This is a genomic window from Streptomyces sp. NPDC048254, from assembly GCF_043201895.1.
GTDB lineage: Bacteria > Actinomycetota > Actinomycetes > Streptomycetales > Streptomycetaceae > Streptomyces.
In genome coordinates this window covers 19,764-40,511 of the sequence record NZ_JBICZJ010000038.1, presented here as the reverse complement: position 1 = coordinate 40,511, position 20,748 = coordinate 19,764, and the positions used below count along the sequence as shown (strand labels likewise).

The 20,748-nt window shown below is 69.5% G+C and carries 21 protein-coding genes and 3 pseudogenes; 12 read left to right on the top strand and 12 right to left on the bottom strand.

The genetic code is table 11. The annotated features are described in order from the left end of the window. Positions 1-45 precede the first annotated feature (45 nt). Both ACGFZQ_RS51285 and ACGFZQ_RS51280 read right to left on the bottom strand, forming a co-directional pair. Positions 46-678 (bottom strand): HAD-IA family hydrolase, encoded by a 633-nt coding sequence (locus ACGFZQ_RS51285; protein WP_393846374.1) that lies wholly within the window; start codon positions 676-678, stop codon positions 46-48. A gap of 32 nt (positions 679-710) precedes the next feature. After that, positions 711-1,913 carry an MFS transporter gene (locus ACGFZQ_RS51280; protein ID WP_393846373.1) on the bottom strand — a complete coding sequence of 401 codons (1,203 nt, stop codon included), beginning with the start codon at positions 1,911-1,913 and terminating at the stop codon, positions 711-713. Positions 1,914-2,002: 89 nt separating this feature from the next. On the opposite strand from ACGFZQ_RS51280, the gene ACGFZQ_RS51275 reads away from it, so the two are divergent. After that, positions 2,003-2,764 (top strand): DeoR/GlpR family DNA-binding transcription regulator, encoded by a 762-nt coding sequence (locus ACGFZQ_RS51275; RefSeq protein ID WP_393846372.1) that lies wholly within the window; start codon positions 2,003-2,005, stop codon positions 2,762-2,764. Between the two features lie 355 nt (positions 2,765-3,119). Here the strand turns inward: ACGFZQ_RS51275 and ACGFZQ_RS51270 are convergent, their stop codons facing one another. Together ACGFZQ_RS51270 and ACGFZQ_RS51265 are read right to left on the bottom strand one after the other, a co-directional pair. Next, a complete protein-coding gene (locus tag ACGFZQ_RS51270; protein WP_393846371.1) occupies positions 3,120-3,998 on the bottom strand; it encodes a menaquinone biosynthetic enzyme MqnA/MqnD family protein in 879 nt (292 codons plus the stop codon). A gap of 447 nt (positions 3,999-4,445) precedes the next feature. After that, positions 4,446-4,670 carry a hypothetical protein gene (locus ACGFZQ_RS51265; RefSeq protein ID WP_393846370.1) on the bottom strand — a complete coding sequence of 75 codons (225 nt, stop codon included), beginning with the start codon at positions 4,668-4,670 and terminating at the stop codon, positions 4,446-4,448. A gap of 199 nt (positions 4,671-4,869) precedes the next feature. Here ACGFZQ_RS51265 and ACGFZQ_RS51260 point away from each other — a divergent pair, with 199 nt between their 5' ends. The 5 genes and pseudogenes from ACGFZQ_RS51260 (at position 4,870) to ACGFZQ_RS51240 (ending at position 8,720) form a co-directional block, all read left to right on the top strand. After that, positions 4,870-5,685, top strand: a complete 816-nt coding sequence (locus ACGFZQ_RS51260; RefSeq protein WP_393846369.1) for a phosphotransferase — start codon at positions 4,870-4,872, stop codon at positions 5,683-5,685. A gap of 211 nt (positions 5,686-5,896) precedes the next feature. After that, positions 5,897-6,253, top strand: a pseudogene (locus ACGFZQ_RS51255) (TetR family transcriptional regulator C-terminal domain-containing protein); the annotation flags it as partial. Positions 6,254-6,988: 735 nt separating this feature from the next. Beyond that, positions 6,989-8,203, top strand: coding sequence for an MFS transporter (locus ACGFZQ_RS51250; RefSeq protein WP_393846368.1), 1,215 nt, complete (start codon positions 6,989-6,991; stop codon positions 8,201-8,203). A gap of 132 nt (positions 8,204-8,335) precedes the next feature. Next, a pseudogene (locus ACGFZQ_RS51245) lies at positions 8,336-8,620 on the top strand (SDR family oxidoreductase); the annotation flags it as partial. 22 nt (positions 8,621-8,642) lie between these two features. Then, positions 8,643-8,720, top strand: coding sequence for an SDR family oxidoreductase (locus tag ACGFZQ_RS51240; protein WP_393846380.1), 78 nt, complete (start codon positions 8,643-8,645; stop codon positions 8,718-8,720). Between the two features lie 101 nt (positions 8,721-8,821). On the opposite strand, the gene ACGFZQ_RS51235 is transcribed toward ACGFZQ_RS51240, so the two are convergent. The 3 genes from ACGFZQ_RS51235 to ACGFZQ_RS51225 form a co-directional block, all read right to left on the bottom strand. After that, a complete protein-coding gene (locus ACGFZQ_RS51235; RefSeq protein ID WP_393846367.1) occupies positions 8,822-9,535 on the bottom strand; it encodes an enoyl-CoA hydratase-related protein in 714 nt (237 codons plus the stop codon). Next, positions 9,532-9,837 carry an SDR family oxidoreductase gene (locus tag ACGFZQ_RS51230; RefSeq protein ID WP_393846366.1) on the bottom strand — a complete coding sequence of 102 codons (306 nt, stop codon included), beginning with the start codon at positions 9,835-9,837 and terminating at the stop codon, positions 9,532-9,534. Before ACGFZQ_RS51230 ends, ACGFZQ_RS51235 begins: the two co-directional genes overlap by 4 nt. Positions 9,838-10,015: 178 nt before the next feature. After that, positions 10,016-11,338, bottom strand: coding sequence for an FAD-dependent oxidoreductase (locus ACGFZQ_RS51225; RefSeq protein WP_393846365.1), 1,323 nt, complete (start codon positions 11,336-11,338; stop codon positions 10,016-10,018). A 188-nt stretch (positions 11,339-11,526) separates the two neighbouring features. Here ACGFZQ_RS51225 and ACGFZQ_RS51220 point away from each other — a divergent pair, with 188 nt between their 5' ends. Then, positions 11,527-12,042, top strand: a complete 516-nt coding sequence (locus ACGFZQ_RS51220; protein ID WP_393846364.1) for a MarR family winged helix-turn-helix transcriptional regulator — start codon at positions 11,527-11,529, stop codon at positions 12,040-12,042. Between the two features lie 69 nt (positions 12,043-12,111). On the opposite strand, the gene ACGFZQ_RS51215 is transcribed toward ACGFZQ_RS51220, so the two are convergent. Continuing rightward, complete coding sequence (locus tag ACGFZQ_RS51215) at positions 12,112-12,708, bottom strand: CGNR zinc finger domain-containing protein (RefSeq protein WP_393846363.1); 597 nt, start codon at positions 12,706-12,708, stop codon at positions 12,112-12,114. A gap of 69 nt (positions 12,709-12,777) precedes the next feature. On the opposite strand from ACGFZQ_RS51215, the gene ACGFZQ_RS51210 reads away from it, so the two are divergent. Beyond that, positions 12,778-13,950 carry an MFS transporter gene (locus ACGFZQ_RS51210; protein WP_393846379.1) on the top strand — a complete coding sequence of 391 codons (1,173 nt, stop codon included), beginning with the start codon at positions 12,778-12,780 and terminating at the stop codon, positions 13,948-13,950. Positions 13,951-14,345: 395 nt separating this feature from the next. Here ACGFZQ_RS51210 and ACGFZQ_RS51205 read toward each other — a convergent pair. After that, positions 14,346-14,702 (bottom strand): annotated as a pseudogene (locus ACGFZQ_RS51205) (hypothetical protein); the annotation flags it as partial. 34 nt (positions 14,703-14,736) lie between these two features. Here ACGFZQ_RS51205 and ACGFZQ_RS51200 point away from each other — a divergent pair. Next, positions 14,737-15,441: a TetR/AcrR family transcriptional regulator gene (locus tag ACGFZQ_RS51200; protein ID WP_393846362.1), complete on the top strand. Its 705-nt coding sequence runs from the start codon at positions 14,737-14,739 to the stop codon at positions 15,439-15,441. Between the two features lie 131 nt (positions 15,442-15,572). On the opposite strand, the gene ACGFZQ_RS51195 is transcribed toward ACGFZQ_RS51200, so the two are convergent. From ACGFZQ_RS51195 to ACGFZQ_RS51185, 3 genes are all read right to left on the bottom strand, one after another. Further along, the gene (locus ACGFZQ_RS51195; RefSeq protein WP_393846361.1) at positions 15,573-16,397 is read right to left on the bottom strand and encodes an SDR family NAD(P)-dependent oxidoreductase; all 825 of its coding nucleotides are present in this window, start codon (positions 16,395-16,397) and stop codon (positions 15,573-15,575) included. A gap of 72 nt (positions 16,398-16,469) precedes the next feature. Continuing rightward, positions 16,470-16,865: a hypothetical protein gene (locus tag ACGFZQ_RS51190; RefSeq protein WP_393846360.1), complete on the bottom strand. Its 396-nt coding sequence runs from the start codon at positions 16,863-16,865 to the stop codon at positions 16,470-16,472. A gap of 105 nt (positions 16,866-16,970) precedes the next feature. After that, positions 16,971-17,393 carry a hypothetical protein gene (locus tag ACGFZQ_RS51185; RefSeq protein ID WP_393846359.1) on the bottom strand — a complete coding sequence of 141 codons (423 nt, stop codon included), beginning with the start codon at positions 17,391-17,393 and terminating at the stop codon, positions 16,971-16,973. Positions 17,394-17,577: 184 nt separating this feature from the next. On the opposite strand from ACGFZQ_RS51185, the gene ACGFZQ_RS51180 reads away from it, so the two are divergent. From ACGFZQ_RS51180 to ACGFZQ_RS51170, 3 genes are all read left to right on the top strand, one after another. Further along, positions 17,578-18,729, top strand: a complete 1,152-nt coding sequence (locus tag ACGFZQ_RS51180) for a histidine kinase (protein WP_393846358.1) — start codon at positions 17,578-17,580, stop codon at positions 18,727-18,729. Then, complete coding sequence (locus ACGFZQ_RS51175) at positions 18,717-19,370, top strand: LuxR C-terminal-related transcriptional regulator (protein WP_393846357.1); 654 nt, start codon at positions 18,717-18,719, stop codon at positions 19,368-19,370. Before ACGFZQ_RS51180 ends, ACGFZQ_RS51175 begins: the two co-directional genes overlap by 13 nt. 916 nt (positions 19,371-20,286) lie before the next feature. After that, on the top strand, positions 20,287-20,472 hold the full coding sequence (locus ACGFZQ_RS51170; RefSeq protein ID WP_393846356.1) for a hypothetical protein: 186 nt from the start codon (positions 20,287-20,289) through the stop codon (positions 20,470-20,472). The last annotated feature ends 276 nt before the right edge of the window (positions 20,473-20,748 follow it).

The following is a 20,748-nucleotide window of genomic DNA, read 5'->3' as shown; positions in this document are numbered from 1 at the left end:
TCGCCGCAGCCGGGGCCTCGTGCGCTCCGCCGGTGCCCCGGAGTGTCATTTCCACATGAGTCCTCGAGTCGGCAACCACGTGTCGATGGCGGCTGCCAGCTCGTCGCGATCGGTGAAGACGTGTCCGTTCATACCCACGGCCTGCGCGGCGCGTACGTTCTCCTCGCGGTCGTCGACGAAGAGGAAGTCGGTCGGGGCGGCCCGCATGGCGACGACGCAGTGATGGAAGGCCGCTGGGGCGGGCTTCGCCGCTTTGATCTTCCCGGAGAAGGCGACGTGGTCCAGATCGTGCAGCCAGGGCTGCGCGGCAAGGAAGGCGTCCGCGTGGTCCGAGGGGATGTTGGACAGCAAGGCGACCTCGGCGACGTCGCGGAGGGACTGGGCGTAGGCGACCATCCGGTCGTCGACGCGTGACCAGCTGTCGATGTCGGCGAGGCGCAGTTCCTCGATGGTGTCGGCGTCGACGGACAGGGACAGACGTCGCAGTACGGCGGTCCAGTATGCGGGCGCGGACTGCCGACCGGCGTCGTAGGGCGGGCGGCAGGCCCAGTAGGCCATGGTGAAGGCGTCGGTGGGTGTGTGACAGCGGGCGGCCATCTTTCCCAGGGCTTCCGGGCGTTGGTGGCGGGCGATGACCCCGAAGAGGTCGAAGAGCACGATGCTGCGGTCGGTGGACATCGTCGTGGGTTCCTCCGGATCCCGAGGGGCGTTCAGTGGCTGCTTGCTGCCATCTCGCTGGTGCGGTCGGATCCGGTGCGCAGGATCCCGGCGGCCACGGCGCTGATCGCACACAGCAGGATCAGCAGTACGAAGGCGTGGTTCAGGGCGACGAGGTGGGTCAGCCAGCCGATGGCGGCGGGGCCGGCGAGCATGCCGACGTAGCCGAGCCCGGCGACACGGGAGACATTGGCCCCCGCGGCGGAGGGGTCGGCGTGCCCGGCCGCGCTGAACAACTGCGGGACGCAGCCGGACAGTCCCAGACCGAACAGCGCCCACCCCGCGAACGCGGCCCATATCCACGGGGAGACGGTCACGATCGTGATTCCGGCGGCGGCCGTCGCCGCGCCGTAGCGCAATATCGCCATGGACCCGAACCGGGCGACGAAGCGGTCGGCGAGCAGTCGGCCGATGGTCATGGTCGCCGCGAAGGTGCCGTACGCGAAGGCGGCGATGCTCGCGGGTGCGCCGAGGACGTCCTTGAGGTGCAGTGCGCTCCAGTCGTTGGCGGCTCCCTCGCACAGCATGACCATGAGAGCCAGGGCGGCGAGGATCCAGATGCGCCTGCTGGTGCCGCGGCGCCCGGCGGCCGGCGCCTGCTCGGCCTCCCCCGCGGAGTCGGTGTCGGCAGCGGTGGGTGCGGTCGGCAGGAGGGCGCGTGCCGACACCAGGGCGATCGCGATGCCCAGGGCTCCCATGGCGGCCATGCCCGCCGCCGGGCTCAGACCGGCGCTCGCCGTAGCCGCTCCGACGAGCGCGGCGAGGACGCCGCCGACCGAGAACGTGGCGTGGAAGGCCGACATGACGGGCCGGCCGTACGCCTTCTCCACATGCACGGCATGGGCGTTCATGCTCACGTCCAGGCAGCCGTTGCAGAATCCGAAGACCAGCAGAGCACCTGCCAGCGTCCATGGCTCCCGGGGAAGGCCGGGCAGCACCAGGGCCGCGCTGCACAGCACGCCGGTGGCGGGGACGACGATGCGCGCCCCGAGAGAGTCGGTCAGGCGCCCGGCCACCTGCATACCGATGACGGCTCCCAGCCCCAGCAGCACCAGCAGTCCACCGAGCGTCGCGTGACTGATGCCCACGCGTTCCTCGACGGCGGGGATGTTCACCACCCAGGTGCCCATCAGAGTGCCGCACAGGCTGAAGTAGACAAAGGTCACCACTCGGGCGGCCCGGAGCGAATCATTCATGACAGCGACCATAACGAACATCTGTTGCGTTTGAATACTGTCCCTTCGCACACATTGAATGTTCGTTTCGGCTGGTGTTCAATCGCGGTATGAGCAACGCAGACCGGCACGGGATGATCGCGCAGGCCGTCAGAGAGACGGGAAGGACCACGGTCCAGGAACTCGCCGAACTGACCGGGGCCTCCGAGATGACCATCCGGCGCGACCTCGACGCGCTGGCCGCGCAAGGCGTCCTGGAGCGGGTCCGCGGCGGCGCGCGCACCCTGCTGCTCAGGGGCGAGGAACCGCCCTTCGCGTTGCGTGCTCACGAGGCCGTCGACGCCAAGCGCCGCATCGCCGCCGAGGTGTCCTCGCTCATCGCCGACGGCGAGACCGTCCTCCTCGACAGCGGCACCACCTGCCTGGAGATCGCCCACCTGCTGCGCCGGCGGCCGGTCACTGTGATGCCCCTGTCCTTGCAGGCCGTCCACGTACTCGGCGAGGGCCCGGGCCCGGCCACACTGATGGTGCCCGGCGGGCAGCCCCGGGCCGCCGAGGGAGCCCTCACCGGCCCCCTCACCCTCGCGTCCCTTGCGGCACTGCGCTTCGACACTGCGGTCATGGGCTGCTGCGGTCTCAGTGCAGCCCAGGGCCTGACCGCCTACGACCTCGACGACGCGGCCGTGAAGAAGGCAGGCATCGCCTCCGCGCGCCGCATCATCGTCGCCGCCGACGGCAGCAAGCTCGGCCACACCGCCTACGCCTACGTCGGTCCCTCCACGCTCCTGCACACGCTCGTCACCGACACCGCAGCACCCGTCGACGAGGTCACCGCGCTCGAAGGCGCCGGCACCGTCGTCAAGGCCGTCTGACCTGCAACTGGGCGCGTGCGTACGGGCACGAGGGTGCTGAACCGCCGGAGGGTCCTGCCTTTGGCCTCGATGGTGGCCCAGGCGGTGCAACCGACGCCGTCGCCGCCACCGAGCTCAAGCTCAGCGCCGAAGAGCTGACCCGGCTGGAGAAGCACTACACCACGCGCCCCGCATCCGGCTTCTGACCCGCGCCCGTTCGGAACAGGACGGTCACCCGGCCACGGTTCCGAGCGGTTCCGCCCCGTCGCACCGACCGGCACGCACCCCGGGACGGAGCCGCGATGCGCGGCGATCTCGGCTGTCGGCCAGAACGCACCGGCAACGCAGCCGATGGCGTACCAAGACAGCTGCTCCGCTACGGCTGGAGGACCGAAATCTCCAGCTCAGGATCGAATCCGGAGTCCGCAGCAACCCTGCGGGCGAACTCGCGAACACCCGCCAATTGGCGTTCGCCGAACGAGAAGTCCAGAGCCTCGGTGTAGTAGCGGCGCAACGCCTGCTCGTCGCACGCCTCCCACCGGGCGGCCTGCTCGCACACCTTGTCGACTTCGGCCATCGAGAGGTCCCGGGACTCCAGGAAGGCCCGGTGCACCTCGCGCACGATGCGAGGGTTCTGCTCCAAGTAGTCCTTGCGGACGGCCCAGGCCGCGAAAACGAACGGCAGACCAGTCCACGCCTTCCACATCTCGCCCAGGTCGTACACCACCAGTCCCAGATCCTCGGCCTGGTGAAGGTAGGCGCGTAGCGCGCCGTCACCGATGACGACCGCGGCGTCCGCGTCCTGCATCATCACCGGCAGGTCCGGCGGGCAGGTGAAGTACTCCGGGCGGCCCCCTTCCCGTTCCTCCAGCAGGAGTCGAGCCAGGCGTACCGACGAGCGCGAGGTGGAACCCAGGGCGACCCGGCGCCCGTCCAACTCGCGCAGCGGTACCTGGCTGACGATCAGGCAGGAGGTCACCGCGCCATCGCTGCCCACCGCGATGTCCGGGAGCAGCACCAGGTCGCCGGCATGCTTGAGGTACTCCATGCAGGCGATCGGACCGATATCCAGGGTCCCTTCGACCAGCAGACTGCTCAGCCGGTCCGGAGTGTCCTTGGTCAACTCCAGGTCGAGCAAGGTGCCTGTGCGGGCCAGTCCCCAGTAAATCGGCAGACAGTTGAGGAACTGGATGTGCCCGACCCGGGGACGCTTCACCGGTTCATGCAGGACGCGAGCTACGTGTGAAATATCCACGTCGACAGGCTAGTACTTCGAAGTCTGCCCGGTGCGGCTGAGCCAGGGCGTCTGCTTGCAGATGGGAGAACGAGAGGCGCGAGAGTCCAGACGCGATTCGTGGACCACATGCCTTTGCGCTGTCGCCGACCAAAACGACCCCTAGAAGCACCTCTGCCCTCCGTACCAGCGGAACTTCCTCCCTGGATGGGTCGAAAGGAGCGAATCCAACGCCGACGTGCGAGATCATCCGCCTCGCTCCATCTCGATGTTCCCGGTTCCCAGCGTTCCAGCTGACTTTGGCCAAGTAGGCGCCGGGCGCCTCCGGTACGGCCTCCTTGGGCTCCAGCACCGTGAAATGCAACTCGTCGCGCGCTGCCGGCTCGGCTTCCCAGACAGCCCAGGATCGGCAGGGGAGAGCGACGGCACGATCGTGACCTCGTCGACCTCCACCGCGCGACTCGGGGATCAGTCGCCCACCGCTTCATTGAAGACCGAGAGGAGCAGGGAGCGGGTCATCTCCTCCTCGGTCGGCCCTTGGTGCCGACCAGCAAGGCGACACCGCCGGCGCAGCGTCATCGCCGCAAGTACATCCTCGGCAACACCTGATACGGCCGCGATTCCGGGGATCTCCTCAACGCTGGCCAGCACGGCCCCACGGGGCAGCACGGGTTTGGCCAAGGCCACGTTCATGGGTAGCCCCAGGGTCTCAGCACATCCGCGAAGCGGCAGTGCAGGCGCGCGGCGAGGAACTCACGTGTGTCCTTGGTCGGAGCACATGATCGGACGAAGGCCGCCTCGGCGTCTGACGAATACCCAAGCGGGCGACCTGGCTCGAAGCGCATTTCGGGACCGTCCCGCACACGACCGACCTGACGATAGCGTGATCGACATGACGGCTGAGGGCGAGTTGGCAGAGGGCGAAGCCCTGGCCGGCGGCATGGTGAACGCGGGCGCGGTCTTCCGCCACGGTGCCGTGGTGGAACGCCCGGCGCCACGCACCGCACACGCTCTCCATGCCCATCTCCTCGCACTCGCGGAACACGGGTTCGACGCGGCTCCGAGGCCGGTTCGTCTCACCGCGGACGGACGAGAACAGCTGGCCTTCATCCCCGGCGACGTCGCTCTACCGCCGTTTCCGCGCTGGGTGATGACCGAGACCGCGTTGCGATCGGTGGGAAACCTGCTGCGGCGCCTGCACGACGCCAGCGCTGCCATCGCGGTTGACGAACGCGTCGAGTGGCCCCGATCCCTGGCCGACCCGGCGGGAGGAACGATGCTGTGCCACAACGATGTGTGCCTGGAAAACGTCGTCTTCCGCGATGGCCGCGCCGCCGCACTGATCGATTTCGACCTGGCTGCCCCCGGCCGAGCGGTGTGGGACGTCGCCATGACCGCCCGCTACTGGGTTCCCATGCTCGATCCCGCGTCCGCGGCAGCTTTCCATCCCGCGGGACTGGATGCCCCGACGCGACTGCGGATCCTCGCCGACGGCTACGGACTCTCCCCGCAGGAGCGCGGTGAACTGCCCGGCGTTGTCGAACTGGCCACCGCATCCTGCCGGGCCTTCGTCGCTGATCGAGTGGCCGACGGTGACCCCGTCTATACCCAGGCGCTGTCCGAGCGCGGTGGTTGGCAGAGGTGGGACCGCCTCCAGAGGTGGCTGGTGGCTCACCGCGATGTTTTCACGGCTGCCCTGTTGAACTGACGGGCTCGGAGGCCGAAGAGCAAGCTGAGATCCCACCGGGGGTGTAGGGTTTCGCGCCTCTTGTCGGACGCTGCTCCTCTGACCTGTGGTGTCTTTGGGAGTCTCACAACGTGTCGAACGCTGGGTTCTCAACCCCGTGTCAGATTCCTGGGCCGTTGCCCCCCGGACTTGGTAGTTCCAGCGCGTTCCGATTCGGCAAGGCCGTCCATTGGCGGGCCCGGCCGAAGGACTGCGGGCGTTCCTCGGTCTGTGGCGCAAGATCGTCGTCGACAGCGACTTCCACGCGGGCTGCCCGGTCCTGGCGGTGGCCATCGAGGAGCCCCCGGCCGACGAGATTCCACCCGCCCTGGCCGCTGCCGCCGAGGTCTTCGAGCAGTGGGAAGAACTGCTCGCCGCCTCGCTACGGACACACGGTACCGAGGCCGAACAGGCCGCGCGGCTCGCGACGCTCATCGTCGCGGCCGTCGAGGGCACGGTGGCCATGTGCCGCGCCCGGCGCAGCACGCAGCCACTCGACCGCACCGCCGAGCAGCTCCAAGCCCTCATCGCCGCCGCGATCAAGGACTGAGCAAGACACCTGCCGGTGCCCCGGCGGGGCTGCCCTCAACTCCCTTGCCCCGCTCGACCTTCCCGGCTGGGCGCACGACGGCGAGCGGATGCCCAGGTCGTGGGAGACCTGCTGGTCGGCGCCACGGATCGGCGTAGCCGTGAGGGCGCACCCGAGCCGATGTGCAGAGCGTGCCGACCCGTGCGCCCGCCCTGCCCGACGAGGGCGGACGCACAGGCGGCCGGGTCACGTGCCGAGCGCGGCGCGGATGACCTTGGCCTTCTCCTCGGTGAACACACCGGTTCTCGAGGAGAGGGACGGCCCACAACACCCAGTGCTCAACCGCATGCGGCCCACCGACACCGGCAAGGCCGAAGGATGTGCGCGGAAGGATCACCGTGGCGCCGGCTGCAGCTGAAACGCGCTGTTCGGCGACCGCGCCGACGGCCTCCGTCCGACGGAAATCCACGGCCGCCGGCTTTTCCATCTCTCATGCAGATGACCATCATCTCTGACCATCTTCGGCACATGGGAAAAATCGACTCGGCTCGTCCGTTGGTATTCACAGGCGGTGAATGAAGGGCCGTGTGGTCCGACCGCCGACGGAAACCAACGACAGGGATCGGAGGGCTTCCGATGTCGCTTACGTCGGCCACAGGTCTGCGTGCGGGCCGTGTATCTGTCCGGAAGGACCGAGCCGGTGAGGAACCGCTTGCCGCCGGCCGGTACGGCGCCGGGTTCTGGACGGTCGCGGCGGTGTTCGTGACGGCCATGGCCTTCTCCACCGTCCCCACTCCGCTGTACCCGCTGTACCAGGCGCACGACGGGTTCTCCACGTTCACGGTCACGGTCGTGTTCGCCGCCTACTCCCTCGGCGTGCTGACCAGCCTGCTGCTCGCCGGACACGTCTCGGACTGGCTGGGCCGCAAGAAGGTCATGACGTCGGCGCTGGCACTCGAACTGCTCGCCGCCGCGTTGTTCCTGGCCACGCCGTCGCTGCCGGTACTGATCGTCGCCCGACTGGTCACCGGCCTCGGCGTCGGCATGCTGACGGCGACCGCCACCGCGTATCTGCAGGAACTGCACAGCGCCCACCGGCCCGGTTCCTCGACCCGGCGGTTCGAGATCGTGTCGACCGTCGCCAACATCGGCGGGCTCGGCCTGGGCACCGTCGTCTCGGGCGTCCTCGCCCAGTATCTGGGAGCACCGCTGCGGGTGCCGTACGCGGTCTTCGCCGTTCTCCTGGTGACCGGCGCGGTCGCCATCGCGCTGACCCCCGAGACCGTCCGCCGGCCCGACGTCAGGCCCGCCTACCGCCCCCAGCGGGTCGGGGCCACTCACGGAGTGCCTGGATATCCTGTGGCCGGCGCGGCCGGGTTCACGTCCATGGCCGTGTTCGGCCTGTTCACCTCCGTGGTCCCCGGCTTCGTCGGCGGGACCCTGCACCACCCGTCCCGGGCACTGACCGGGCTGATCGTGTTCGCGGTGTTCGCGGCCGCCGCGGCGGCCCAGACGGGCACCGGCCGGCTCGGCGCCCGCACGCGCTGGTACGCCGGGCTGCTCGCCCAGGCCGTGGGCATGGCCGTCCTGGCGGTCGGCGTGCACCTCGCCAGCCTGCCTGTGTTCCTGCTCGCGGGGATCATCGCCGGGGCCGGAGCGGGGGTGCTGTTCAAGTCCGCCATCGGGCATGTGGCCGGTACGGCCGCCCCGGCCGGGCGCGGTGAGGCCCTCGCCGGCCTGTTCCTCGCCGCCTACCTCGGCCTGGCCCTGCTGCCCGTCGGCCTCGGCATCGCCAGCCGCTCCATGAGCCCGACCAGTGCGACGACCTGGTTCACCGCCGTCGTACTCGCACTGCTCGCCGCCATCGCCGCGACCACCCGCCGTCACGGCCTCACGGCCGAAGCCGTCTCTGCTCCCTCGGGTCCAGACGACGTCGAAGCAGGTGCCCGTCATGCGGACCGCGACCACTGACCTCGACAAGCCCTCCGAGAACGCGGGCGGGCGCGAGAACGACCGCGCGGAGCGGCGCCGTCAAACGGCAAGCGCTCCGGTGCCCTGCGCGCCGCGGTGTCCGGCGTCATCGGCGCTCTGGTCTCCGACGGGATGCACGCCGTCATACCGGGCATGTTCGCGGCAGGCGGCGGGACGATCGTGAACATCTCCTCCACGGCCGGATTCCAGGGCAGGACCCCGAATGCGGCGTATTCGGCGTCGAAATTCGGCGTGCGGGGTCTCGCGCGTGCCACGGCCAAGGACTACGCGGCCGCGGGCGTCCGGGTGAACTGCGTCTGCCCGGGCATTGTGCGCACCCCGCTCCTGGAGGCCACGTGGGACGAGGACGCCCAGGCGCAGGAGCGTCTGCGCGTGCCGATGGACCGCTTCGCGGACTCCACGGAGCTCTCGCGCGGCGGTGCTGTTCCTCGCCTCCGACGACGCGTCGTACGTGACCGGCACCGACCTGTTCGTTGACGGCGGAATGACCGCCTGAAGCACCGCGGATCCCTTTCCCGTTGCGCGGGCCGGCGGCCACGCCGCACGTGCACGGTCGCTGCGAGGTGCCGGCTTCGGAGGCGGTGGGGTCACCGGCGATCAGCCGGCGTACCCGCTGCGTGCGGGAGGTAGCTGTCGGTGTGGTCGGCGGCCGCCGGGCAAGCTTCCGGCTAGCTCATCGGGCGACCGCCCCGACCAGGTCGGCGGTCGCGTCCCACAGCCGGCCGGCCATCGCCGGGTCGAGGCCGGCCCTGCCCTGCTTGCGGACGGCCGGGGAGCCCCGGAAGCCGCCCAGGCCGTCCGGCCCGGCATAGGAGTTGCCGGGGACGTCCTCGGTGGCGGCGTAGAGCAGCGACAGCGCTCCGCGCTCCGGGTCAGTACACCGGCAACGCCCGCAGTGCGACGTACCGGTGGTTCACCGATCCGGCCGCCCGTGAGCGGCGCTCCCCGCGCTGCCACCACCATGTCGCAGGCCAGGGCGAGTTCGCAGCCGCCGCCGAGCGCCCAGCCCTCGACGGCGGCGATGATCGGCTTCTCGGGGGGTGCCTCGACGAGCCCGCCGAAACCGCGGCCCGGCAGCGCCGGACGCTCCCCGAGCGCGAACCGCTTCAGGTCCATGCCGGCGCAGAAGGTCCCGCCGGCGCCGGTCAGGACGGCGACGGGCAGCTCCGGTGAGTCGTCCAGGCGGTCGACGGCCTCGGCGACGAGGTGGGCGGCGGCCAGGGTCATCGCGTTCTTCTGTGCCGGCCTGTTGAGGGTGATGACGAGGACCCGGTCGTGTGCGCCCACCAGGACCTCGGGGGCGGCGCTCACCTCGGACCCATGCGCAGGGCGCCGTCGAGGCGGACGGTCTCGCCGTTGAGGTAGGGGTTGCGCACCATGGCCAGCGCCAGGTCGGCGTAGTCCGCGGCATGGCCGAGGCGCCTGGGGTGGGGGATGGTCTCGGCGATGCTCTGCCGGATGTCCTCGCGCAGCCTTGCCAGCATCGGGGTGTCGAAGGTCCCGGGCGCGATGGTGTTCACCCGGATCGCCCAGCTCGCGAGGTCACGGGCGGCCACCAGGGTCATCGCGTGCACGAGATCGGCCGGCTCGATGATGTGCGAGTCACCGGACACGACGAATTCCTTGAACACAGGGCGGTACCCCTTTCGAACCTGGTCGTTCGCTGCAGGACTCACCCGGGCTTGCTGACGCAGTTAACTGTACCGTTCGGTCTAGTCAATAATTGAGGATGCGAAATATCGGTGAGCCCGGCGCGCCCCGGCTTCCCGTCAGGTGCCGGACAGGATTCGCCTACTCGTCGCCGCGATAGGCGTACATCCGGTCGAGGAAGGTGGTGCGCAGGGCGGGCACCTTGCTCATGACGCTGAAGTAGCTGCGGGCGCCGAACAGCGCGAGGCGGCCGATGCCGGGCTTGTAGAGGGGGTCGGCCGCGGTGGTGCCGTTCTGGCCGAGGGAGTCGGCGACGCGCTGGAAGCCGTAGGGGATCATCTCGGCCTCGTAGGCGGCGACGGCGGTCAGCAGCGGCTGCCGGCCACGAGCGGCCGCGGTGAGGTGGCGGCACAGCAGTGCCGCGTCACGCAGGGCGGTGTTCGCGCCGACGCCCTGACCGGGGGTCATGGTGTGGATCGCGTCGCCGAGCAGGGTGATGTTGGTGGTCTTCCACGGTTCGACCGGCTCGGAGGTGGCGATCTTCAGCGGGAAGGCCGCGCCGGGGTCGGACAGTTCGAAGATCCGGCGCAGGTGGGGGTGCCAGTTGCGGGTCGAGTCGAGGACGGTGCTGATCAGCTCCTGGCCGCGCTGCTGGGTGACGTCCGGCGGGAAACGCGCGTGGGTGCTCCAGACCGAGAGGTTGAGGTAGTCGCGGGTGTTGTCGAACTGCAGCCCCGACCAGCTGTCCAGGAGTGCCTTGTCGGCGGGGTCCTTGGGGTTGCCGTCGGCGTCCCACTTGAACTGCATCGAGTGCAGCATCCCGATCATGCCCTTGGTCCCGAAGATCAACGACATGCCGTTCAGTGCCTCGTCCGGGATGAGGGCGCGGACCTCCGGGGTGAGGGGTGTCTTGGTGGCCAGGGCGGTGATGCCGGTGTCCTTGACGGTGGCGTGCGGCAGGAACTGCCGGCGCACCCTGGAACGGGAGCCGTCGGCCGCGACCAGCAGGTCACCGGTCGCGCTGCCGCCGTCGGCGAAGTCGGCGCGGACCTTGCCGTCGGGGAGCTGGTGGTAGCCGGTGAACTCCCTGCCGTAGTGGACCACATCGTCCATGCCGCTGAAGAGCACCTGGCGCAGCGTGGAGCGGGAGACGGAGCGTTCGGCGTTGACGTGGTCCTTCGCGTCGGGCAGCCGGAAGCCGGCCGTGGTGTGCATCGACTGGGTCCACACGTTCAGGTGCTGCGGATCCTTGGCGCAGGTGGCGACGAAAGTGTCGAAGAGCTGTGACGGCAGGCACTCGTGCAGGGAGCGGCTTCCTGTGGGGTCGATGCCGACCCGGTAGCCGAAGAGGCCGTCGCGACGGGTGCGGTGGCGCTCGTAGACCGCGACGGAGACGCCGGCCTTCTTCAGGCCGTGGGCGAGACACATGCCGCCCGTGCCGCCGCCGATGATCAATACGTGCATGAGGAGTCACATCCGTCGATCGCCATACAACTCGATTGTCGAGACACCTTTACCTTGATTGCCGAGAGACTCGATTGTCAAGGCGAATGGGTCGCCCGGGCCGCCGCCCGACGGAGCTCTCGGGGCAGCACCCCCGCTGCGGTACCTTGAGAATCGAGCCAGGAGACTGTGAAGGGACCACGGGAGTCATGACCGCCGCCAGTCAAGTGCCGCCCCAGCAGGGACTGGGCGAGGCTTCCCGTGCCTACCAGGCCGCCGTCGACGACTTCGACCGCGAACTCGCGCATCACCTCGGCGTCAACGAGACGGACCTGCGCTGCCTGGAGATCCTCGTCCAGGAACTGCCTGAAGCCAGCCCCAGTCAGCTTGCGGACCGCCTCGGTCTGACCACCGGCAGCACCACGGCCCTCCTGGACCGGCTGGAGAGGGCCGGCTACCTCGCCCGTCAACCTCACCCCACCGACCGGCGCAAGAGCATCGTTCGCGCCACCCCCGAATTCCAGAAGACGGCCTTCTCCCTCATGGCCCCCCTGGTGGACGAGGGCCACCAGATGATCGCCGACGCGTTCACCGCCGACCAGATCGCCGTCATCACCGACTTCCTCCGACGAGCCACCGAGCTCCAGCAACGGCACGTCCGGCAGCTGCGGGCCCTGCCCCGCCTGCGCAGCGGCGAGAGGGCCGGCAGCCCGGCCGCCCGCTAGCCGAGACGTACCGCGGGCCATGCCGCCAGAACCCACGTGACCGCTGTCGCCGCGTGAGGGGCTGGTGCCCTACCTGGTTTCGCTCGACCGCTCGGTGGAGTGGGAGCGCCGGTGGGCTGCGACGCGTTCGCGGGTTGCGCATCGGCGGGAGCAGTAGCGGCGTTCCGGGCCGCTGCCTTGGGTGATGAAGACGCTCTGGCAGCTGGGTGACGCGCAGATCCTGCCCGGTGGGCGTTGGCGGTCCCAGACGAGGACGGTCAGGGCCATGCAGGACGAGGCGAGGAGCCACTCTCCCCAGGGGGCGTCGTCATCGCGGTCGAGGTGAGGATGCCAGGGGGTGCTGCCGCTGTGCGACGTCAGGCGGATCGGTCCGGTGTGTTCCCTCAGAAGGCGGTTCAGGGTGGTGGCGGCGGCGTCGGCGTGCTCGGCAGCGAAGATCTCTCGCAGCAGGGCGGCCGCTGTGCGCATCTCCGCAACGTCTCGGTCGGTGAGGTCGATGGGGTCGCTCTCACCGTATGCGCGGAGCACGTCGGCGACGTCGGCCGGGCCGGGGCACTCGCCGTCGAGAACGTTGACCAGGGCGGCGGTCCGCCGGGCCGTAGTCAGCACGGAGTGCTGGGTGGACCAGTCGTCGGTGGTGGAGGGCACCTGGGGAATGTAACGCATATTGCTGACTTTTTGAGTTACGTCCGTAACGTCATCGCTGTGGATGGACGTTACGCACTCCCCTGCTATCTGGCCGGAGCAGTGGCAGCTCGTGCCGGGGACGAGATGTCAGGACCGGCGTTGATGCTGGCAGGGTTCGCGCTGACCGGATCGACCACCGACGCGTCGTCGCTGCTCGCGGGGATCACGATCGCCGCCGCGGTAGGGGGGCCGGTACTCGGGGTGCTCCTCGACAGAGCAGAACGCCCGGGCCGCTTGCTGGCCGGAGCGCTCGTCCTGTACGCCACGGGTCTGGGGGCGATTCTCGTCGGGCTCGGCCGTCTGCCGTTCGTGGTCACGATCTTGATCGCCGTGTCAGCGGGGCTGTCGGGGCCGGCTCTTTCGGGCGGTTGGACGGCCCAACTGCCTTGTGTGGCGCTGGGGGACCAGCTGCCCCGGGCGAACGCGCTCGATGCCATGACGTTCAGCGTGGCGAGTCTGGCCGGTCCGGCTCTCGCCGGCGGCCTGGCCGAGACGCTGGGGGCCCCGACGGCCTTGGTCGTCTCCGCGGTGCTCATCGGCCTGGCGCTGCCCGCCGCCTGGATGCTGCCCGCCCGCCCCGGTCGCGTGCGGGGTGCTCGGACAACCTCAGTGGTCAGCGATCTCGCTGCCGGTCTGCGGGTCGTCGTCGGGAGTCCGTCGCTGGCCCGGGCGACCCTCACCTCGGTCTTCTCGTGTGCTGCTCAGGGCATCCTGACGGCCTGCGTCCCGCTCCTGGGCGAGCGTGTCCTGGGCGGGGCCGGCCACGGCGCGGTGCTGCTCTCCTGCACGGCGAGCTCAGCCCTGGTGGCCAACGCCGTGCTCGCGCGGTTTCCGCGTTCAGTCGCCCCCGACACGGTCATCTGGGCCAGTGCCCTTGTCCAGGCTGCCGCGTTCGCATTGGCCGCTTCGGGTCGACCAGCCGTCCTCATCGTCGCCCTGCTCATCGCCGGGATCGGTGAAGGGCCCCAATTGGCCGCCTTGCTCGCAGTCCGTCACCGGGAGGCCCCAGAACGACTCCGCGGGCAGATCTTCACCATCGGCGCCAGCTTGAAGATCACGGGATTCGCCCTGGGGGCGGCAGTCGCCGGACCGGTCGCGACCTGGTCCCTTCCAGGCGCCTCGGTGCTCGCGGCGAGCGCGGCGGCCCTCGCGGCACTGGGCTACTTCGCCATCCCGTCGACGGCCGTCAATCCGTCCGAGGACCGTGCGATGCCGGGTTGATCATCGGCCAACCCTCAGCAGGTGACGACCGGTCAGCCGCCTGACGTCCCTACGGCCCGTCCACCATGGCACCGTCCGGGTGGAGTCCCGTCGGCTCGGAAGGCGGGGCGGGCGGCCGTTGCCGGACGAGCCGCCGCGCCTCCGGCCGGGTCGCGGGGGTGTCGATGGGTGCCGGGTCGATCGTCGGGAACGCCGAGGCCGTGCGGCCGGTCCGGACGAGGGCCGGACCGGCCGCACGGCCGTTCTGCGCGCGGGCTACTTGAAGGTCGTGACCCGCCTGCGGAACTTCCACACGTCACCCACGCGGACCAGCGTGTCCTCGTAGCTCCCGACGAGTTGCCCGGCCCAGCCCTCCGCACCGCGTACGAAGAACACCAGGCTGCTGCCGGCGGTGACCTCGTCTCCGGCAGGGAGGTCAGGAGGGTGTTGCCGACGAGGTGCAGCTGCGGAGCCTGCGGTGCGAACGCCTCGTAGGCCTTGCGAATGGCCTCACGGCCCTCGAAGGTGCCCTGACCGGTGATCTCGGCGACGCCGTCTTCCGTCTGCGCGTCCGGAGCCGATGGCGGCGCGCTGGAGCCCCTGGGCCCGCGTCGCGTCGTCGCTATGCTCCCCCAGATGGCGCGGGCTTGAGCCGAAGGTTTTCCATGCTTCAATGTACCGATTGGTCCAGCAAACGCAAGCGGTGCCCCGTGGTCCGCTTCCCCCGGATATACCGAAAGGCATCCGACGCGGGCACGGGAGTCGATTCCCATCGACGTGCCGTCACATCACGCGGGGAGTGAATCCATGCCACGACCGCCAGGCCATGGACCGGGCTTCGAGGTCAGACGTCAGAAGATCATTGACATCGCGGCTTCCCTGTTCGCTCAGCAAGGGTACGCCGCGACCTCCATCAACGACCTGGGACGCGCGGTCGGGCTGGCCAAGGGAGCCCTGTACTACTACATCGGCTCGAAAGAGAACCTGCTGGTCGAAATCCAGTCGCGGGTCATGGGTCCGTTGCTGTCCCGCGCGCGGCAGATCGCAGACCTCGACGTGGACCCGTTGCTGCGCCTGCGGCTGCTGTCGGAGTCGCTTCTGACGATCATCTTTCGCAGGCTCGACCACATCTGGGTCTACGAACACGACTACCGCAGTCTCAGCGGCGACGAGCTCAAGACCCTGCTCGCCCAGCGTTCCGACTTCGAGCAGTTGATCTCGGACCTGCTCTCGCAGGCCGTGGAACAGGGCACGTTCCGCAGCATGCCGCCCCGGTTGGCCACCCTCCAGTTCCTCAACCTGCACAACCACACGTACCAATGGGTGAAGCCGGACGGGCAGTGGGATGCGCAGTTCCTGTCCCATGAGTACTGCTCCACCCTGTTCCGCGGCTTCGGAGCGCCTGATCACGCCCTGCCCAAGGTGGAGAAACAGGCACAGGTGTTCAAGCGCGACCGGCCCGGGCTGCCCCTCGACCCCGAGGCCGAGTGGGAGGCCGACGCCGACCGGTGACCGGCCCGCGGGCCGCCACGCGGAACGTACGGCGACCGAGGCGCAGGCGTCGATCCGCAGGCTGACGCCGGAGGAGGTCTCCGGTGCGAAACGCGTCGTCCCGCACCGGTCGAAGCACGCCGTCTCCGGCGTCAGTTCTCCTGCAAGGAGGCGCACAGGCCGCCGTCGACGACGACGTCGACGCCGTTCACGAAGCTCGCCTCGTCCGACAGCAGGAAGGCGGCGACGGCGGCGACCTCCTCGTGCCGGCCGACGCGGCCCAGTGGCGTGCGCTCGATGAGCTGCCGAATCGACGCGTACCGTGCCGCCTCCGGCCGAGTCTCCGGGGTGTCGATCGCACCCGGCGACACAGAACACACGCGGGCGCCTGCGGGGCCGAGCCGTACGGCCTCCGCGCGGGTCAGGCGGTGTACGCCGTACGTGGCCCACGGATACGCCCAGGCCGGATCCTCGACCGCCGGACCGACCGCTTCCCGGATCCGGTCGAGGAAGTCCTCCTGCAGTGGGTCGTCCAGAACGGCCGCCACTGCCGGGTCGGGCTCGACGTGCGCGATCAGCGGAGACACGGAGGCCAGGTACACGAAGGCCGTACCGGCCGTGGCGAGTGACCGGAGCGTCTCGGTGAGCAGCGCCGCCGCGACGAAGTCGGCCTCGATGATCCGGCGCCAGTCGGTCTGCTCGGGCGGGATGCTGTGGGCGTGCGCGACGGCTCGGAGGGTGCCGGCCTCCCTGACCCGGTCGGCGAGCCGGGCGAGGTCCTCCCGGTCGGTGACATCGGCTGCGAACGGCTCCACGAGGGCACGCTTCCCGTGACCGGACAGGTCCTTCGCCACCGCGGCCACGGCCGCTTCGTTCCCGTCGACGAGCAACAGCACGTCCACCACGTCGGCGAGGCGCCTGGCGCATGCCTCTCCCGTCCCGCTGGCGGCGCCGGTGGCGATACCTACCGTGGTCATGCGTCACTTCTCATCGAAGACACCTGTCACTGAGGACGAGGTCTCGCAGGCGGACCTGTCCGGGACACCGGTTCACGACCTGCAGACGTCCTTCAACCGGTCGGCCGCCGCGTCGATCCTGCTGGTGTCCGGGGTGGTGTCCCCGTTCAGGATGGCCTTGTTGTAGTTCGCGACGGCCCTGTTCAGGTCATCGACCGCAGCGTCGAGCTTGTTGCCGTCCGTCTTGTCGTTGATCTTGTCGAGATTCTTCTCGATGGTGTCGATGGACTCCTGGGTCCGCGTGGGATCCTCGATCGCGTCCGCACCCGCTTTGTTGATGGCGGTGACGCTGTCGGCGATGGTGTCGGCATTGGAGAGACAGTCCAGCGAGTCGTCGAACTCGCAGCCGGCGGTGAGTGTCGCGGTCAACGCGACAGCGGCTGCGGCGGTGGCGACGGCAGTGATGCGATGGCGGCGGCGTACGGTCACGGGGGGGATTCCTTTCCTCGCACCGTGCGGTGCGTGACGGCGGAGCCGGTGGTCGGATGGACGCAGGTGGTGGGTTCGCGGTGCCGGAGCCGGGCTCCGGGGCCCCTATCGGCTGATGACGCGGGTGTCCGGTACGGACCGACCGGCTTCGCCCCTGGCCGTGCGGCGGCCTGTCACCAGTCCTCCGAACGCTCCCAGCGCGACCAGGCCCATCGCGCCGGCGGTCGCCATGCCCTTCGCACCGTCGACGACGAAGTAGGCGGCCACCGCCACAGCGCCGTTGAACAGGAACAGGAACCACAACACGGGCCGTGTCGACAGGAACGCCTTGATCCTGGGCTTCTTCGCGATGCGTGTTCCCGCCACCAGCGACACGGCGACCCCGGCGAGCGTGGCGACGTTCTTGTCCGTGCCGTCCAGAACCGCGCCGGCTCCCACGGAGGCGGCCATGCCGACTACCAAGAACGACCAGAGCAGCAGATCGGCGACCAACGACTTCAGGGTGGCAAACAGCGACTTCGGCTTCATCGTGTTCCTCAGGGGCGGGGAGCTCGGGGCTCTCGTGGTCTGGGCCTCCCACGATTCCGTCGCTCGCCTCTCGGCACACGGAAGCGGACTCCCGAACCGGGGGTGTAGCCCACTGCACCCCGCGGGAACTCGCCCACCTCAACCGATATTTGCGTAACTCAAGTAAATCACTTAACTTCCTGCCATGTGGAAATCGGTGCAGCGCGCCGGGAAGGCCACCGCTCACCTCTTTCTGACGGCGCTCATGGCGTTCGGCACGTGGATCTTCATCACCGTGCTGCTGATCACCGCCGTCGGCACGCTGGCACTGGCCGGTATCTGGCTGCTGCCCGAGACGGTGCTGCTCGTCCGGCGGATCGCGGGGGCCAAGCGGAACCTCACCGCTGCCTGGACCGGCGTGAAGATCCCCGAGGTGTACCAGCCCCTGACCGGCACCGTGCGCGAGCGGGTGGTCATGGCGGTCCGGGATCCCGGTACCCGCAGGGATCTGCGCTGGATGGTCGCCTACTGGTTCTACGGCGCCCTGCTCGCCCTCGCCCTGCCGCTGTGGCCGGTCGGGCTGCTCGTCGACGGCGCGTGGTGCGGGCCGCTGCGCCGCGAGGCCGTCGTGCTGCCGCTGATCGTGCGACTCGCGGACCTGGAGGCCGACTGGTCGACGGCCCTGCTCAAGCCGTCCCCGCAGGCACTGCTGACGGCCAAGGTGGAGCGGCTGGCCCAGACGCGGGCCGACGCGATCGCCGCGCACGGTGCCGAACTGCGCCGTATCGAGCGTGATCTGCACGACGGGGCGCAAGCCCAGCTCGTGGCGCTGTCCATGCGGATCGGGCTGGCCAAACGCGCCTACGGCCGGGACCCGGAGACCGCGCGCAAGTTGCTCGACGAGGCACAGGACCAGGCCGAGAAGGCGCTGGCGGAGCTGCGGAACGTCGTCCGCGGCATCCATCCGCCGATCCTGACCGACCGAGGCCTCGTCGGCGCGCTGCGGGCGCTGGCCGCGAGCAGCGGCCTGGAGGTCGCCCTGGACGACGGGGGTCTGGAGCAAGGGGTGCGGGCGCCTGCGGCCGTGGAGGCGGCGGCCTATTTCGTGGTGGCCGAGTCGCTGACCAACGTGGCCAAGTACAGCGGGGTGCCCCGCGCGGAGGTCCGGCTCGTCCGGGCTCGGCGCAGCCTGCGGGTCCGGATCCGGGACGAGGGCCGTGGCGGTGCCGTCGAGACCGGCGGCTCGGGGCTGCTCGGCATGCGGCGGCGGGTCGCGGCACTCGACGGAACGATGGAGGTGTCCAGCCCGGCCGGTGGGCCGACCGTGATCGAAGTGGAGTTGCCGTGCGTGTGGTGATCGCCGAGGACAACGCCCTCCTGCGGGAAGGGCTGGTCCTGTTGCTGACCTCGGCCGGACACGACGTCCTGGCCGTCGCGGGCAGCGGGCCCGAGATCATGCCCGCGCTCCTGGAGCACCGCCCGGACATCGCCGTACTCGACGTACGGATGCCGCCCGCTTTCCGGGACGAGGGTCTGCGCGCCGCGCTCGAAGCCCGGCAGGCGATTCCCGGACTGCCGGTGCTGGTCCTCTCCCAGTACGTCGAGGAGTCGTACGCCGGCGAACTGCTGGGCGGCGGCACCAACGGGATCGGCTATCTCCTCAAGGACCGGGTCGGCCGGGTCGACGAGTTCCTCGACGCACTGGAACGGGTCGCCGCCGGCGGCACCGCGCTGGACCCCGAGGTGGTCTCCGAACTCCTCACCCGCCGCAAGGACTCGCCACTCGACTCGCTCACCCCGCGCGAGCGTGAGGTGCTGGCGCTGATGGCCGAGGGCCACGACAACGCGACCATCGCCCGGACCCTCGTCGTCACCGAGCGCGCGGTCCACAAACACATCGGCAACGTCTTCCTCAAACTCAGCCTGCCGCCGAGCGACAGCGGCCACCGCAGGGTCCTGGCAGTCCTCGCCTACCTGGCCCACACACCAAAGGCGTGAACGTCCGAAGGGACCTGCTCACCACACGCGTTGAGGGCTGACGAGCGGCTGCGTCCGGAACGCCCGGACCGGCCAGGGTCCGCGGTGGTTCCGGTTCTTGACCCGGATGTCCCCTTTGCCGAGGCCTCTGCCGGCAAGGCTCCGGCCTGCGCCGATGTCCGGGGCATTGCCGTACCCACTCTCCTTCGAATACGGTTCAATCAGCTAACTAATTTCACCAATCTGTACACGTAACCCGATGGCCATGGACGGGCCCTGAGCGCCGAAGCGTCTCCGGTTGCCGCGCTTCCCCGAGAAGTGGCCGAGAGAAGGGTGTGACGAGTGCAGGGAACAGAAAGTCCGTCCCGGTGAGCGGGACACACGGAGAGTCCCCCGTAAGTCCCACGACACCTGCCGAGTTGCGCGGACTCGGCCTCCGAACGATGGCCTCGGTCGTCAACGCCCCCCTCGCCGAGGACGCCGACCTGCGTGACGACGGTGTGGGTGCGGACCTCGTGGAGATCGGTCTGGTCAGCGTCTGGGCCGAGCTCTGGGCGCGCGAGGGTCTGGCACGACGGGACCGCAGTCTGGTCACGCTGTACTGGGCCGTGCACCGGTCAGCCTTGGAAGGTCTCCTCGACCAGGTCCGTGCTCGGCTAGTCCAGCTGAATCGGGGAACTGCGGGCCACAATGCCGTATGGGCAGCAAGATCCAACGGCGGACCAAGTTGCTCAGGCCCTCCAGAACATCAACATCGCCGCCGGAGACCATCCGAGATCGCTGGAGGGGCACAGCACGCTCTTCCACGGGCAGCGATCGTATGGGCCGTTTTGACCATCCTGGCGGCGACTACTGCGGTCACTGCGTCGAACATGTGGATCTGAGCCGAGCCCATCTACGAGGGCACATCCAGGGCACATGAGCCTGGGAAACGGCGTTGACCCGTGAGAACTACGGAGATGAGTTTTCCCAGGTCAACACACACTCCACCGAGAAACCCCAGCTCAGCAACCCGCCCCTCCCATTCGCTGCACCTGTGCCAGGTCAGTGGCAGATCGGTAACCTGCCCGCCCTCGTCGTCATCGACGTCGGCTATGCCGTGACCGCCTTGCCGCAGGCATGAGCGCGGCGCAGAGTTCGCGTTCGAGGTGGCGGCCCCTTGGTCGGTCCCGTCCCGTGACCACGGTGTCGACACCACCCACCATGGGAAGCCCGTCGCCAGTGCCTTCTCCCGCTGCTGGTCCGGCGCTCGGCCTGGGCCGACCACCAGCTTCCCATCCTCGAAGGATATCCGCCCCCACAAGGGCGCGGGGCTCCAGCAGCGGCACAGCCGGCGCCGGCGAAACGGGGACCCGCAGCGCACATGACCTTCACTGCTGCAAGGTCGATACTGATGAGC

Bases quoted from the DNA above. Each gene is read 5' to 3' on its own strand.
- ACGFZQ_RS51285 (WP_393846374.1), bottom strand. From the start codon at position 678: ATGTCCACCGACCGCAGCATCGTGCTCTTCGACCTCTTCGGGGTCATC.
- ACGFZQ_RS51280 (WP_393846373.1), bottom strand. From the start codon at position 1,913: ATGAATGATTCGCTCCGGGCCGCCCGAGTGGTGACCTTTGTCTACTTC.
- ACGFZQ_RS51275 (WP_393846372.1), top strand. From the start codon at position 2,003: ATGAGCAACGCAGACCGGCACGGGATGATCGCGCAGGCCGTCAGAGAG.
- ACGFZQ_RS51265 (WP_393846370.1), bottom strand. From the start codon at position 4,670: ATGAACGTGGCCTTGGCCAAACCCGTGCTGCCCCGTGGGGCCGTGCTG.
- ACGFZQ_RS51260 (WP_393846369.1), top strand. From the start codon at position 4,870: ATGACGGCTGAGGGCGAGTTGGCAGAGGGCGAAGCCCTGGCCGGCGGC.
- ACGFZQ_RS51225 (WP_393846365.1), bottom strand. From the start codon at position 11,338: ATGCACGTATTGATCATCGGCGGCGGCACGGGCGGCATGTGTCTCGCC.
- ACGFZQ_RS51220 (WP_393846364.1), top strand. From the start codon at position 11,527: ATGACCGCCGCCAGTCAAGTGCCGCCCCAGCAGGGACTGGGCGAGGCT.
- ACGFZQ_RS51215 (WP_393846363.1), bottom strand. From the start codon at position 12,708: ATGCGTTACATTCCCCAGGTGCCCTCCACCACCGACGACTGGTCCACC.
- ACGFZQ_RS51200 (WP_393846362.1), top strand. From the start codon at position 14,737: ATGCCACGACCGCCAGGCCATGGACCGGGCTTCGAGGTCAGACGTCAG.
- ACGFZQ_RS51195 (WP_393846361.1), bottom strand. From the start codon at position 16,397: ATGACCACGGTAGGTATCGCCACCGGCGCCGCCAGCGGGACGGGAGAG.
- ACGFZQ_RS51185 (WP_393846359.1), bottom strand. From the start codon at position 17,393: ATGAAGCCGAAGTCGCTGTTTGCCACCCTGAAGTCGTTGGTCGCCGAT.
- ACGFZQ_RS51180 (WP_393846358.1), top strand. From the start codon at position 17,578: ATGTGGAAATCGGTGCAGCGCGCCGGGAAGGCCACCGCTCACCTCTTT.